The organism is Aliiroseovarius sp. S253, from assembly GCF_049800855.1.
In the GTDB taxonomy this organism is placed as follows: domain Bacteria; phylum Pseudomonadota; class Alphaproteobacteria; order Rhodobacterales; family Rhodobacteraceae; genus Aliiroseovarius.
The window spans coordinates 1,690,797-1,703,262 of sequence record NZ_JBNAFW010000001.1; the positions used below are offsets into that span (position 1 = coordinate 1,690,797).

Sequence of the window (12,466 nt, forward strand, 5' to 3'; positions counted from 1 at the left end):
ACAGCACCGGCGCAAGCGGTAAAAAGACCCGCAGACATAACCCGCAACCGGGCGTTCCGTGGGCGCCAAAACGACGAGGAGCTAGGCAAATGAGCCAGATTTCCCTTACATTTCCCGATGGTAATTCGCGTGAGTTCGACGCAGGTGTAACCCCTGCCGAGGTCGCCGCTGGCATTTCCAATTCGCTGGCCAAGAAGGCCATTTCCGCCACTGTGAACGGCGCCCATTGGGACCTGCAATGGCCGATCAATGAAGATTCAGACATCGCCATTCACACGATGAAAGACCCCGATCAAGCGCTGGAACTGATCCGCCACGATTTTGCTCACGTGATGGCGCGTGCCGTGCAAGAGATCTGGCCGGACGTCAAAGTCACCATCGGGCCGGTCATCGACAACGGCTGGTATTATGACTTCGACCGCGAAGAGCCTTTCACGCCGGAAGATCTGGGCACGATCGAAGCCAAGATGAAAGAAATCATCAACAAGCGTGATCCTGTCACGACCGAGATCTGGGAACGCGATCGCGCGGTGAAGTTCTATGAGGCCAACAACGAGCCTTATAAGGTCGAGCTGATCGAAGCCATTCCGGGCGACGAACCGCTGCGTATGTATTGGCATGGTCACTGGCAGGATCTCTGCCGTGGTCCACACTTGCAGCACACCGGCCAGCTGCCCGCCGACTCGTTCAAACTGATGAGCGTGGCCGGAGCTTATTGGCGTGGCGACAGTGACCGCGCCATGCTTCAGCGTATCTATGGTGTGGCCTTCCAGAACAAAGATGGGCTGAAAAAACACCTGCACATGCTGGAAGAGGCCGCCAAACGCGACCACCGCAAGCTGGGCCGCGAGATGAACCTGTTCCACATGCAGGAAGAAGCACCGGGTCAGATCTTCTGGCATCCGAACGGTTGGTCGATCTACACCCAACTGCAAGACTACATGCGCCGCCAGCAGCAAAAAGGCGGCTATGTCGAAGTGAACACTCCGCAAGTGGTGGATCGCCGCCTGTGGGAGGCCTCGGGCCACTGGGACAAATACCAGGAAAACATGTTCATCGTGGAAGTGGATGAAGAACACGCCCGCGAAAAGGCTGTGAACGCGCTGAAGCCGATGAACTGCCCCTGCCACGTTCAAGTCTATAATCAGGGCCTGAAATCCTACCGTGACCTGCCGCTGCGCATGGCCGAATTTGGCTCGTGCAACCGCTATGAACCGTCGGGTGCGCTGCATGGGATCATGCGGGTGCGTGGCTTCACACAGGACGACGCGCATATCTTCTGTACCGAAGCGCAGATCGAAGACGAAACGAAGCTTTTCATCGAGTTCCTGTCCGAGATCTATAAAGACTTGGGGTTCGAGAAGTTCTCGGTCAAATTCTCGGACCGTCCCGAGAAGCGTGCAGGCAGCGACGAGGTCTGGGACAAATCCGAAGCCGCGCTGATGGCCGCCACCAAGGCAGCCGGATGCGAGTTCGAGTTGAACCCCGGCGAAGGCGCCTTCTATGGTCCAAAGCTGGAGTTTGTTTTGACCGACGCGATTGGCCGTGACTGGCAGTGCGGCACATTGCAGGTCGATTTCGTTCTGCCGGAACGTCTGGATGCAAATTATGTCGGCGAAGACGGCGCCAAGCACCGTCCGGTCATGTTGCACCGCGCAACGCTAGGCTCGTTCGAGCGTTTCATCGGCATCCTGATCGAAGAACACGCGGGTAAGCTGCCCTTCTGGCTGGCCCCGCGTCAGGTTGTCGTAGCCTCGATCGTGTCGGATGCGGATGACTTTGTGCACGAAGTTGTCGCAGCGCTGAAAGCCAAGGGCATACGCGCCGAGGCAGACATCCGCAACGAGAAGATCAATTATAAGGTCCGCGAACACTCGGTCGGCAAAGTTCCGGTGATCTTGGCCGTCGGCAAGAAAGAAGTCGAGGACGGGACCGTCTCGATGCGCCGTCTGGGCGAAAAGCACTCGAAAGTGCTGCCTTTGGATCAGGTCGCAACGGATTTGGCCAAGGAAGCCACGGCTCCTGATCTGGTTTGATCGTAAAACACACCAATTCAAGCGCCCTTTGACCCGGTCAGAGGGCGTTTTTTTGTTCTTCAGGGTGTTACACGGGCTCACAAAGGGCGTGAGGCTCCCCCTGCTGCAATGCAGAAAACTGTAACATTACAGAATTTGGCGCCCATACCTTTGAAAGATGTGAACGGCGCGACGCCCTTTTTCGTTACAATCCATTTCAACGCAGCCAAGGCTAACCCGACGGAAACTCAAGTTTTCTTGGCGCTTCGCGATTTTCGCTTGGGCCCAACCGCTCACGCCCGCGTTATGATCCGCTCGCGCTGTCCTGACAGGCCCGTGATCCACGTTTTCGTGAGTGGAGACAGCCCCACTCCCCGCTTAGCTTTTCCTTACCGCCTCGAAGCGGATCGAATTACAAACCCGAAAGGAAATACGATGTCGAAAAAAACTGTAGCCATCCTGGGCGCTGTCACCGCTGCTGTTGCTGCCAATGCTGCTCCGGCTTTTGCTGAAGACAACGAAAAGTGCTTCGGCGTTTCGCTGGCAGGCCAGAATGACTGTGCAGCTGGTCCCGGCACCACCTGCGCCGGTTCGTCGACTGTCGACTATCAGGGCAACGCATGGAAACTGGTTCCGGCCGGCACCTGCGAAACCATGGAAATCACCGATGCAGACGGCAAAAAGCACATGGGTTCGCTGGAAGCTACCGAGATGAACCTGCCCGGCTGATCCCTTCGGATCGCTGACTAGTCCCAAGAAGAACGCTCTGGCCAAGATTACTTGGCCAGAGCGACCCACACAGACAAGAACACGAAGGGCTTTGACATGCTGAATCAACGCAATACCACGACGCTTCCCAACGGCGCTGGCGTTGGGTACAAAGCGCAGCATTTCCAAGATCTTCTGAACAACCCCGGCGCGGTCACATGGCTGGAAATTCACGCCGAGAACTATATGGGCGACGGCGGTCGTCAGATCGCACAACTGCGCCATCTGGCTGAAAACTTCCCAATCTCCGTGCACGGCGTTGGTGCGTCCATCGGCGGCGAAACCCGCTTGGACCCGGAACACCTGGCGCGGCTGAAAAAGCTGGTGGATTGGCTGAACCCGGCCAGTTTCTCGGAACATCTGGCGTGGTCGGCCCATGACAGTGCATTCCTGAACGACCTTTTGCCCCTGCCCTATACGAACGACACGCTGAATCGCGTCACCGCGCATATCAACGAGGTGCAAGAGCTTTTGGGCCGCAAAATGCTGCTTGAAAACCCATCGTCCTATCTGGCCTTCGCTGAAAGCACCTGGTCCGAGCCTGACTTCATCCGGGAAATCGCCCACCGTACCGGATGCGGTCTGCTGCTGGACGTGAACAACGTGTTCATCTCGGCCACCAATCTTGAATTTGAAGCGCTGGATTATCTGGACGCCTACCCGCTGGAGTTGGTCGAGGAAATTCACCTTGCCGGTCACGACGAAGACGCGGACGAACTGGGCCGCAAGCTGTTGATCGACAGCCACGGCAAACCCGTGGACGAACCCGTCTGGGCGCTGTTTGACCATGTAATCGCCCGCACCGGAGCCCGCCCTGCTCTGATCGAATGGGACAATGACGTGCCCGACTGGGATGTGCTGGAAAGCGAAGCTGTCCGTGCCACGGCGCAGATGACCGCCGTCACCGAAGGCCAGACCCAAAAGGTGCCCGCATGACCCAAGACACGCTGACCCAAACGCCCACACGCGCCACCGTTTCCCAAGCAGAGTTTCGCGCCGCAATCCTGAACGCGCAGGCCGATGTGCCCGAGGGCTTGGTGAACCCCGATGGTCAACAGGCGTCCAAACGCTTTTCGGTCTATCGCAACAACGTGGTGCACAGCCTGTCCGAGGCGATGCTGACCGGCTTTCCGGTATTGACCAAGCTGTTGGGGGACGAGTTCTTTCGCGAGATGGCCAAGGTCTATCTGCGTATCCACCCGCCCGCCTCGCAGTTGATGATGCATTACGGCGCTGCGCTTCCGGGCTTTCTGGAGAGTTTCCCCGGCACGTTGCACCTGAAATACCTGCCCGACGTGGCGCGGTTGGAACTGGCCTTGCGCCGCGCCTATCACGCAGGCGACGCCGACCCAATTGACCCGGCAGCTTTGACCGCCCTCAGCCAACACGAGTTAATGGAGGCCCGCCTGACGCTGGCCCCCGCCTGCGAGGTGTTGCGCGCTAAGTGGCCCGCGAAAGCCATTTGGGATTTCAACATGCATGATGGCCCCAAACCGTCAGCCGGAGCGGAAGACATTCTGATCTCGCGCGTGGGGTTTGAGCCTGTCACCCACCTGCTGCCAGAAGGAGCAGCAGCCTTTGTCAGCTCGCTTCTAAAAGGTCGCAGCTTTGGTACCGCCCTTGGGCTTGCCACATCCGAGACACCAGATTTCGATCTGACCGCCACGCTGACGATCCTGATCGCGGCACAGGCCATAACCGGCATAGACCGGGACGAATAAAGAAGAAGGAAGGACATCACCATGCAAGCCTTGGTGCACATTCACAACCGGCTGGCCGGACTGGCTGATCGCGCAGCCCCTGAAGCCCTGCCCCTGCTGGCGCGCTTTACTTTTGCCGCCACGCTGCTGGGCTATTTCTGGGCCTCGGCCCTGACCAAGGTGGGTCCGGGTCTGTTGGGCATCTTCAAGCCCTCGCTGGGCGCCTATGCCCAGATCTTCCCAAAAGCGATGGAGGCCGCCAGTTATAACGTCGGGGACCTAAGCTTCTTTCATTGGGCTGTCGTCTTTGCCGGAACCGTGGCCGAGTTTATCCTACCGCTTCTAATCGTAATCGGGCTGTTCACCCGCTTGGCCTCGCTGGGCATGATCGGCTTTGTCATCGTGCAAAGCCTGACCGACCTTTTTGGTCACGGCGGTATCGAACATGCGGAAACGCTTGGTGCGTGGTTCGACAGAATTCCCGACAGCGTCATTCTGGATCAGCGCCTGTTTTGGGTCGTCGTCTTGCTGATCCCTGTCTTAAAGGGCGCAGGATCACTGTCTGTAGATCGGCTTCTTAAGCTGAAGTAACCAGTGTTTTGTTTGCTTGTGTTGTAAAGAGCACCCCGAGGGGTGCTCTTTCGTCGTTTTTCTTATTCGCCCAATTCTTCCGGAAGTACCAAGTTCAGCACGATCGACAAGAAGGCTGCAGGCAACAAGCCCGAGGTCAGAAGGATCTGCCAGGTCCGCCCCATATGCTGAAGGGCTTCTGGCACCATCTGAAGTCCTAGCCCCATCGACAGGGACACAGCGAAGATCACCATGTTGCGACGGTTCCACGTGACCTCGGACAACATGTTCAATCCAGCCGCTGCCACCATGCCGAACATCACGATCACACCGCCGCCCAGCACATTGATCGGCACTGTCGACACGATCGACCCGATCTTCGGCACCAGACCACATAGGATCAGGAACAATGCGCCGATCGTCACCACATGGCGGCTCATCATGCCAGTCATGCTGATCAGTCCGACATTCTGGCTAAACGAAGTATTGGGCAGCCCACCGAAAATTCCGGCAATCGCGGTACCCAAGCCGTCAGCGTAGGTCGCGCCCGAGATCTCATCATCCGTGGCCTCGCGTCCTGCGCCGCCTTTGGTGATGCCGGACGTATCCCCCACCGTCTCGATCGCCGAGATCACGGCCATGAAGCACATGCCAATGATAATCGCACCATTGAAGTCCATGCCCCACTTAAAGGGCGTCGGAAGCGCGAACCATGATGCACGACCCACGTTGCCGAAGTTGACCTGCCCCATCATCAGCGCAACCACATACCCGACGACCAGCCCGATCAGCACAGCTGCCACAGCCATGAAGCCGCGCGTGAAAAACTTGATGGCCAGCGTCACAACGATCACGACCAGAGCCGGAATCCACATGTTTAGGCTGCCAAACTCGGGTTTACCCATAAGCGGCACGCCCCCGGCGGCGTATTGAATGCCGACCTTGACCAGCGAAAGGCCGATCATCAGGACGATCAGGCCCGTGACCAAAGGTGGGAGAGCGAAACGAATGCGACCAATCACGGTACCCAGCAGAAAATGGAACACGCCGCCAATGACGACACCAGTCATCAGCCCGGCCATCCCGGCCACGCCTTGCCCGGCCACCGCTGGGATCATCACCGGCAGGAAAGCAAAACTGGTCCCTTGGACAATCGGAAGCCGCGCGCCCACGGGGCCCATGCCGATGGTCTGAAACAAAGTCGCGATGCCCGCAAACAACATCGACATTTGGATCATGTACAACATCACCGGAAAATCAGGCGAGTTGGATCCGAACCCGAACCCTGCTGCACCTGCAACAATGATGGCCGGCGTCACATTGGACGCGAACATTGCAAGGACGTGCTGAATGCCCAACGGCACGGCTTGTCCTAAAGGTGGCGTGTAATCGGGGTTTCGCAGGTTCTCTGCGCTTGCAAGGTCTGTCATGGTATGTCCCTGTTCTCCTTGGGGATTTCCCCAAATTGGATTGTTCTTGTTATCGTTGATGGGACGAGCGTGGCCAAAATCCTATATTATTGCAAATTTCAGTCACGCAGATGCAGAAAAACGCACCGCCGCAGGGCAGCACGAAAAACACCCGCAGAGCGGTTCTGCGGGTGTTCAAAATCCAGAGTTTTCAGGGTCGTTTAGTGCGGATCAGGACGCAGCGCCGCCAGAGCCAGAATGCCGCCCAGTGCCGCCAGCGCGATCGGGAACATGGTGAAGACACCATAACCAAAAGCGAAATACATCCCGGCGGCCGAGGCCAGCATCAACGCTCCCCCGATCTGCGCGACTGAACGCGCCATCGCGCCACCCGCCAGCGCCAGAAGCGGCGCGATCAAGGCAAACACCCGCACGCGACCGGGGTTATCCACCTGCTCGGCCAAGTCCGGAAGTTCGCCAAACCGGTCGATCACTTCTGTGTATCCATATCCAAAAAATCCGACGATCATGCCCAAAACACCTGCAATCACACCCAAAACCAACGCGGCATTACGCATCACAATTCTCCTGTTCTTTCACACCAGATAAGCGATCAGGCGCGGTTCTCCAACCATTTCGCCTGAGTTTTTGCATCCCAACCCAACGTCAATAGCCCGCCTGCTTCGATCACAGGGCGTTTCATCAGCGTAGGATGCTGCGCCAGAAGGGCGACCGGATCCCCTTCCCGTTCGTCTTCCGACAACCCGCGCCATGTGGTTGATCGCTTGTTCACCAGCGCCTCGCCAAAAGCCTCGAAGAACCGGGCAAGATCATCCGCAGCCACCCCATCGGCGCGCACATCCACATAATCCAACCTGAACCCAGCCCCTTCAAGCGCCTTCACGGCCTTGCGGCAAGTGTCACAGTTTTTCAGTCCCCAGATGCGCATATCGCCCCCTGTCATATTCCTGTCATGCATCCTTATGAAGATGCAGCCAGCGTCATTTATGGCCGTAAAACATGCAAAACGGAAGGTCGCAAAGACTTGCTGCAAAACAGGCATCACCAAGGTTTTTCTTGCATTTTACGACCTCTCGTCCCATGTCTGAGGGGTAAGACAGAACTATCTACCGCCTCCTTTCATGCAGTCGGACGATACCTGATTGCGAACGAAGGCCCGCACACTGCAGGGTTCAAATAAGGAGAAGCGGACATGTCCGATAAACAAACCGGCACCGTAAAATGGTTCAACACCACCAAAGGCTATGGCTTCATCGCACCCGATAACGGCGGCAAAGACGTGTTTGTACACATCTCGGCCGTAGAGCGTTCGGGCCTGACCGGTCTAGCTGACAACACCAAAGTGGCTTACGAGCTGCAAGAAGGTCGTGACGGTCGCCAGTCGGCTATTGATCTTGAGGTTCAGGGCTGATTTAGCCTTCTACCGTATAGAATTGCGAAACCCCGCGGAGTGAAAACTCGGCGGGGTTTTTCCTTGGGGGACCGCCTCGTCTGCTGAGGGTGGCGCCCGACTTCGGGCGGGTGCGATGCCCGTCTATCACCAAGTTTGCTGAGGGCGGCGCCTGACCCTGGGATGGTGCGAAGCGCCCTCCCGTGGGGAGGGTCGGGCGCTGCCCGTGCGCGGCACGGGCTAACTATCAGTTCGGTTTTTCCTGCGAGCGCCTATTTGTTAGAAGATATTGCAGGAAGTTTCGGCCATTCTGTGTGATCTGATAGTTGCCTGCACGGTGGTCTACGAACTCCCAAACAATGAGATACTTCATAAACTCATCAATGCTCCAACCCTGAAGCAAACCACTTTGCTCCTGATAGTCCGCTAAAAGATCTTCCGCCTCCGCCTGAGGTACATCCCGACCATTTAGCAAGTTCAATGTTCTAAGTTGCGAACCAAATATTCCAGCATAGGCCCGTTCAAAGGAATTCGCCAGTTGTGCGAAAGTAAGGGCTCGCACCAGAGCCGCTTCTCTTTGGTCAGTTGGAATTTTTTCGAGCGCTTCCCAGTTCGCACCTTCAAACTCCTCAGCGACCGGATCGGACAGAGGAGCCAGTGACTCCTTGGCCAGTGCAGAGCCGGGTTTTGGACCTTCGATGTTATCTTGGTTTACGGTGTCAAACTCCGCTCCCGTGGGACCAACTTTCTTTACGCGCACAAGGAGTGTTTTAAGTTCATTCTTGAACAACTTCGCTGCGAAATATACAGCAATTGGCCAAGCAAGGGCGGCCATAAACTCAAATAGTCTATCCCAAAATGGGAGCCAATCGATCAGTATTTTCTCAACTCTATCCATTTCTGTCCTTTTAATAGGCCGCGCCTCGCGGCGCGCCCGTTCTTCACTTCAATTGATCCCTCAGATCAATTGATCGGGGCTTAGCCCCGACCATTCATCCCCCCTTCAACTCCGCCTCAAACTCGCGCCATTCCCCTTTCGACATGCCCGAGTTCTCCTGCGTGACCTCCTCGCCTTTCAGCATCCGACGCACACAATCCATCGCGCGGCCGGACAGGTTGGCACCGCCAAGGCGGTAGTCCTCGAACGCGCCATATGCCGCCGGAACCCAGTCGGCGACGACTTTGCAGATTGCGTCCGCATAGACGCGGATTTCGTATTGGGCGTGGTGGTCGGCGCGCAGGCGCAGGAAGTGGAACAGGTTGTGCAGGTCCACTTTCCAATACCATTGCGTATAGATGTTGGCGGGCAGGTTCATGCGGGCCAGTTCGCGGGCCAGACCGTCTTGGCCGTCGTCCGAAATCATTTCTTCATAGTGATCATAGGCGCGGTTGCTGTCGGCCTTCAGGATCTCCAGAACCCGTGCGGCTTCTTCGCCTTGCAGGGCTGCGCCCCGGCCTTGGTTGTTCACCACGGACTGTGCGGCGACGTGTTCGGGTGCGGGGATGTAGAACTCGCGATCGAGGATCGAATAGCGGGCCGAGTACTCGTTCACATTCGCGGTGCGGTGACGGATCCACTGGCGGGCCACGAAGACCGGCAGTTTGACGTGCAGTTTGATCTCGCACATCTCAAACGGGGTCGAGTGCCAGTGGCGCATCAGATAGCGGATCAGGCCTTCGTCGTTTTGCACCGACTTGGTGCCCTTGCCATAACTGACACGCGCGGCCTGACAAATCGCAGCATCGTCACCCATATAGTCGATCACCCGGACGAACCCGTGATCCAGAACTTCATGCGCGGTATACAGGTGCTTCTCCATCCCTTCGCTGATTGCGCGGCGGGTGGTGCCGGTCTGTGCGCGTTGGTCTTCAATTTCCTGAATTTGCTCGGGGCTAAGTGACATTGCGAATCTCTTTCGGTTGGCTGCCCCGCCACTATATCTAGTTGCGGCTTTCGGAAAAACAGCCATATGCCGTGGAATGTGTGTTTTGGCTGTTCTCGCCGCATTCACCTGATAGGCTGACCGTGAAACCTGTCATTCATCGGAGATATCCCAATGAAAATTCGCTATCTGCACACAATGGTTCGGGTAAAGGACCTTGATGCCAGCATTCGCTTCTTCGAGCTGCTCGGGCTAGAGAAAACACGCCATTCCGACTTTGAAGAGGGGCGGTTTTCATTGATTTTTATGGCTCCACCCGGCCAGCCGGACTGCCCGGTCGAGCTGACCCATAACTGGGATGGTGATGACGGGTTGCCGTCAGACAGCCGTCATTTCGGCCACTTGGCCTATGAGGTCGAAGACATCTACGCCATGTGCCAGCATTTGCAGGACAACGGCGTTGTGATCAATCGTCCTCCGCGCGACGGAAGGATGGCCTTTGTGCGTTCGCCCGACAATGTGTCAGTCGAGCTGCTGCAGGCAGGCGATCCCCTGCCCCCGCAGGAACCTTGGGCCAGCATGGAAAACACCGGACACTGGTGATGGGAACGCGGGCCACATTCGGGCCTGGGTCCATGCGCGTCCTAAAGCGTATGGCGGCAATTGGTTTGGCCTGTGTGCTTCCGCAGCTAGCACAATCAGAGCCCCAATGCAGGCAGGCGCTTGCGCTGGGGCTGGATATTTCAGGATCTGTCGACAGCCACGAATATCGCCTGCAACTGGATGGTCTGGCAGCCGCGCTGCAAAGCCCTGTGGTGATGGAAAGGCTGCTGGCCTCATCCGAGACGATCATAGAACTCAGCATTTTTGAATGGAGCGGTCCCGGAAATCAGCGAATGCTGCGAGACTGGACCGCGCTGACCTCAGAAACTGTGATTTCCGACATCGCCAATGGCCTGCGCCAAACCACACGCGTGCCCGCCGATCCGTCTACGGGGTTGGGGCGCGCGATGTTGTTTGGGGCCGAGTTGCTGTCGCAACGCCCGGACTGCTGGTCCCACAGTCTTGATCTGTCCGGTGATGGGCAATCGAATTCCGGGACCCGTCCACAAGACGTCCATCAAGACCCGCGATTGAGAAACATCGTTATAAACGCGCTGGTCGTCGGTGCCTCGGTTCCGGGCAAGGACTTGATCTCGTATTTCGAGGCCTATGTCCTGCACGGCTTCGGTAGCTTCACCATGCAAGCTGATAGTTTCGATGAATTCGAAGCCGCGATGATCAAAAAGATCCTGCGCGAAACGCAGGGGGTGATGGTGTCAGAAGCAACACCTGCCCTGCACCATGCCGATCAGTAGATATAGCGGATCTGGTCTGTCCAATAGCGTTCAACACGCTTCAACGCAGTGTTGATATCCGTGATACCGTCCGCAGACAGCACATCCCGCGACTGCAACCCATCAGCGTGACGCTCGAAGAGCCCAGCCACGACATCCCGGATTGATCGCCCTTTTTCCGTCAAGCGCACCCGGACCGAGCGGCGATCGATCTCGCATCTCTGATGGTGCATATAGCCCATCTCGACCAGCTTTTTCAGGTTATAGGACACATTCGAGCCCTGATAATAGCCGCGGCTTTTCAACTCGCCCGCCGTCACTTCGTTATCGCCGATGTTGAACAGCAAAAGCGCCTGGACGGCGTTTACTTCCAACACGCCGACGCGTTCAAATTCATCCTTGATGACATCCAAGAGCAACCTGTGCAGTCGCTCGACCAACGCCAGCGCTTCAAGATACTGCACAACGAAGCCATGATTGACCGTTTGCCCGATCTGGGAATGCATGCTCATACGTCTCTCCGAACCGTTACTGTGACGACTCTTGAGACTGAAAGAAAAACATTCAGTTAAATATGTCGGGAAACCACCGACACGATCGGAACAATTTTCAGAAAATGACCGCGCACTTAGCGCGATTGCATATGGCTGGCGATCCGCGAGATCAGTTCAGACAGGGCTTCAGGCGCATCCTGTTGGCCCGACACCCACTGATACAGATCCTGATCGTTTTCACCCAGCAATGCCTCGTACAGATCCAGCTCGTCCGAGCTCATGTCTTCCAGATGATCATCAGCATAACGCGACAGGATGATGTCCATCTCTTTGATGCCGCGCCGCATCGACCGCATGGCAAGACGCTTGACGCGATGCTCGGGCGTCTCGCCCGCGTGCGCACCTGGGGTTTCCTTCAACTGATCATAGGGAATACCGCTCATTACTTATCCTTCCAGTCGCTTGCGCAGGCGTTTTTCTAGTCGGCCTAGTTGATCTGCCGAGCGGTTCATCTGCATCTTGATGTCACGAATTTCAAGCAGAAGATCACGTACCTCTGGGGCTTCGCCACCTTCAAGCGACGGTTCTTCAACCCCTGCCCCTTCACCGGTCAGAAGCCAGCGCATGGACACGTTCAAAACACCCGATACCATCTGCAGTTTATTGGCGCGCGGTTCTGAAAGATCCTCTTCCCAGCCCCGAAGCGTCTTTAGCTTAATTCCCAGCCGTTTTGCCAATGCGGATTGCGACATGTTTTCAGCTTCGCGGGCGGCAGCAAGGCGATCCCCGAAGGTCGCGGCATCCTCGGAATACCAGTCACCGTTTGTTGCTGTCTGTTCCATGCCTGTCTCTCCTCATACAATGTCGATACGCGGCACC

Annotated in this window: 16 protein-coding genes; 8 read left to right on the forward strand and 8 right to left on the reverse strand. The window is 56.8% G+C overall.

The genetic code is table 11. The annotated features are described in order from the left end of the window. The first annotated feature begins 89 nt into the window (after window positions 1-89). The 5 genes from thrS (at window position 90) to ACP15F_RS08300 (ending at window position 5,074) form a co-directional block, all read left to right on the forward strand. Window positions 90-2,036: a threonine--tRNA ligase gene (gene thrS / locus ACP15F_RS08280; RefSeq protein WP_424940336.1), complete on the forward strand. Its 1,947-nt coding sequence runs from the start codon at window positions 90-92 to the stop codon at window positions 2,034-2,036. Window positions 2,037-2,450: 414 nt separating this feature from the next. After that, a complete protein-coding gene (locus tag ACP15F_RS08285; protein WP_246936518.1) occupies window positions 2,451-2,744 on the forward strand; it encodes a DUF2282 domain-containing protein in 294 nt (97 codons plus the stop codon). Between the two features lie 96 nt (window positions 2,745-2,840). Next, a complete protein-coding gene (locus ACP15F_RS08290; protein ID WP_424940337.1) occupies window positions 2,841-3,719 on the forward strand; it encodes a DUF692 domain-containing protein in 879 nt (292 codons plus the stop codon). Then, a complete protein-coding gene (locus ACP15F_RS08295) occupies window positions 3,716-4,504 on the forward strand; it encodes a putative DNA-binding domain-containing protein (RefSeq protein ID WP_424940338.1) in 789 nt (262 codons plus the stop codon). The genes ACP15F_RS08290 and ACP15F_RS08295 overlap by 4 nt, the downstream gene beginning before the upstream one ends. A 21-nt stretch (window positions 4,505-4,525) precedes the next feature. Then, entirely contained in the window at window positions 4,526-5,074 is a 549-nt protein-coding gene (locus ACP15F_RS08300; RefSeq protein WP_424940339.1) for a DoxX family protein, read from the forward strand. Window positions 5,075-5,136: 62 nt separating this feature from the next. Here the strand turns inward: ACP15F_RS08300 and ACP15F_RS08305 are convergent, their stop codons facing one another. The 3 genes from ACP15F_RS08305 to ACP15F_RS08315 form a co-directional block, all read right to left on the reverse strand. Beyond that, window positions 5,137-6,483 (reverse strand): uracil-xanthine permease family protein, encoded by a 1,347-nt coding sequence (locus tag ACP15F_RS08305; protein WP_424940340.1) that lies wholly within the window; start codon window positions 6,481-6,483, stop codon window positions 5,137-5,139. Between the two features lie 200 nt (window positions 6,484-6,683). Further along, on the reverse strand, window positions 6,684-7,040 hold the full coding sequence (locus tag ACP15F_RS08310; protein ID WP_424940341.1) for a hypothetical protein: 357 nt from the start codon (window positions 7,038-7,040) through the stop codon (window positions 6,684-6,686). A 35-nt stretch (window positions 7,041-7,075) separates the two neighbouring features. Continuing rightward, window positions 7,076-7,411 carry an arsenate reductase family protein gene (locus ACP15F_RS08315; protein WP_424940342.1) on the reverse strand — a complete coding sequence of 112 codons (336 nt, stop codon included), beginning with the start codon at window positions 7,409-7,411 and terminating at the stop codon, window positions 7,076-7,078. Between the two features lie 264 nt (window positions 7,412-7,675). Between ACP15F_RS08315 and ACP15F_RS08320 the strand changes: the two genes are divergently transcribed. Further along, on the forward strand, window positions 7,676-7,894 hold the full coding sequence (locus tag ACP15F_RS08320; RefSeq protein ID WP_142853336.1) for a cold-shock protein: 219 nt from the start codon (window positions 7,676-7,678) through the stop codon (window positions 7,892-7,894). Window positions 7,895-8,120: 226 nt separating this feature from the next. Here the strand turns inward: ACP15F_RS08320 and ACP15F_RS08325 are convergent, their stop codons facing one another. Beyond that, on the reverse strand, window positions 8,121-8,771 hold the full coding sequence (locus ACP15F_RS08325) for a hypothetical protein (RefSeq protein WP_424940343.1): 651 nt from the start codon (window positions 8,769-8,771) through the stop codon (window positions 8,121-8,123). 94 nt (window positions 8,772-8,865) lie between these two features. Next, the gene (thyX, locus tag ACP15F_RS08330) at window positions 8,866-9,777 is read right to left on the reverse strand and encodes an FAD-dependent thymidylate synthase (RefSeq protein ID WP_424940344.1); all 912 of its coding nucleotides are present in this window, start codon (window positions 9,775-9,777) and stop codon (window positions 8,866-8,868) included. Between the two features lie 153 nt (window positions 9,778-9,930). On the opposite strand from thyX, the gene ACP15F_RS08335 reads away from it, so the two are divergent. Continuing rightward, on the forward strand, window positions 9,931-10,359 hold the full coding sequence (locus tag ACP15F_RS08335) for a VOC family protein (protein ID WP_424940345.1): 429 nt from the start codon (window positions 9,931-9,933) through the stop codon (window positions 10,357-10,359). A 32-nt stretch (window positions 10,360-10,391) separates the two neighbouring features. After that, the gene (locus tag ACP15F_RS08340) at window positions 10,392-11,114 is read left to right on the forward strand and encodes a DUF1194 domain-containing protein (RefSeq protein WP_424940346.1); all 723 of its coding nucleotides are present in this window, start codon (window positions 10,392-10,394) and stop codon (window positions 11,112-11,114) included. Here ACP15F_RS08340 and ACP15F_RS08345 read toward each other — a convergent pair. The 3 genes from ACP15F_RS08345 to ACP15F_RS08355 form a co-directional block, all read right to left on the reverse strand. Next, window positions 11,108-11,605 carry a MarR family winged helix-turn-helix transcriptional regulator gene (locus ACP15F_RS08345; protein WP_424940347.1) on the reverse strand — a complete coding sequence of 166 codons (498 nt, stop codon included), beginning with the start codon at window positions 11,603-11,605 and terminating at the stop codon, window positions 11,108-11,110. The genes ACP15F_RS08340 and ACP15F_RS08345 overlap by 7 nt on opposite strands. A 116-nt stretch (window positions 11,606-11,721) precedes the next feature. Then, window positions 11,722-12,030, reverse strand: a complete 309-nt coding sequence (locus tag ACP15F_RS08350; RefSeq protein ID WP_424940348.1) for a succinate dehydrogenase assembly factor 2 — start codon at window positions 12,028-12,030, stop codon at window positions 11,722-11,724. Window positions 12,031-12,033: 3 nt separating this feature from the next. Beyond that, on the reverse strand, window positions 12,034-12,429 hold the full coding sequence (locus tag ACP15F_RS08355) for a helix-turn-helix domain-containing protein (RefSeq protein ID WP_424940349.1): 396 nt from the start codon (window positions 12,427-12,429) through the stop codon (window positions 12,034-12,036). Between the last annotated feature and the right edge of the window lie 37 nt (window positions 12,430-12,466).

Excerpts from the sequence above, each read along its gene's own strand:
- ACP15F_RS08335 (WP_424940345.1), top strand. The coding sequence starts at position 9,931 with ATGAAAATTCGCTATCTGCACACAATGGTTCGGGTAAAGGACCTTGAT.
- thrS (WP_424940336.1), top strand. The coding sequence starts at position 90 with ATGAGCCAGATTTCCCTTACATTTCCCGATGGTAATTCGCGTGAGTTC.
- ACP15F_RS08345 (WP_424940347.1), bottom strand. The coding sequence starts at position 11,605 with ATGAGCATGCATTCCCAGATCGGGCAAACGGTCAATCATGGCTTCGTT.
- ACP15F_RS08325 (WP_424940343.1), bottom strand. The coding sequence starts at position 8,771 with ATGGATAGAGTTGAGAAAATACTGATCGATTGGCTCCCATTTTGGGAT.
- ACP15F_RS08355 (WP_424940349.1), bottom strand. The coding sequence starts at position 12,429 with ATGGAACAGACAGCAACAAACGGTGACTGGTATTCCGAGGATGCCGCG.
- ACP15F_RS08305 (WP_424940340.1), bottom strand. The coding sequence starts at position 6,483 with ATGACAGACCTTGCAAGCGCAGAGAACCTGCGAAACCCCGATTACACG.
- ACP15F_RS08295 (WP_424940338.1), top strand. The coding sequence starts at position 3,716 with ATGACCCAAGACACGCTGACCCAAACGCCCACACGCGCCACCGTTTCC.
- ACP15F_RS08340 (WP_424940346.1), top strand. The coding sequence starts at position 10,392 with ATGCGCGTCCTAAAGCGTATGGCGGCAATTGGTTTGGCCTGTGTGCTT.
- ACP15F_RS08320 (WP_142853336.1), top strand. The coding sequence starts at position 7,676 with ATGTCCGATAAACAAACCGGCACCGTAAAATGGTTCAACACCACCAAA.
- ACP15F_RS08285 (WP_246936518.1), top strand. The coding sequence starts at position 2,451 with ATGTCGAAAAAAACTGTAGCCATCCTGGGCGCTGTCACCGCTGCTGTT.
- thyX (WP_424940344.1), bottom strand. The coding sequence starts at position 9,777 with ATGTCACTTAGCCCCGAGCAAATTCAGGAAATTGAAGACCAACGCGCA.
- ACP15F_RS08310 (WP_424940341.1), bottom strand. The coding sequence starts at position 7,040 with ATGCGTAATGCCGCGTTGGTTTTGGGTGTGATTGCAGGTGTTTTGGGC.
- ACP15F_RS08315 (WP_424940342.1), bottom strand. The coding sequence starts at position 7,411 with ATGCGCATCTGGGGACTGAAAAACTGTGACACTTGCCGCAAGGCCGTG.
- ACP15F_RS08300 (WP_424940339.1), top strand. The coding sequence starts at position 4,526 with ATGCAAGCCTTGGTGCACATTCACAACCGGCTGGCCGGACTGGCTGAT.
- ACP15F_RS08350 (WP_424940348.1), bottom strand. The coding sequence starts at position 12,030 with ATGAGCGGTATTCCCTATGATCAGTTGAAGGAAACCCCAGGTGCGCAC.
- ACP15F_RS08290 (WP_424940337.1), top strand. The coding sequence starts at position 2,841 with ATGCTGAATCAACGCAATACCACGACGCTTCCCAACGGCGCTGGCGTT.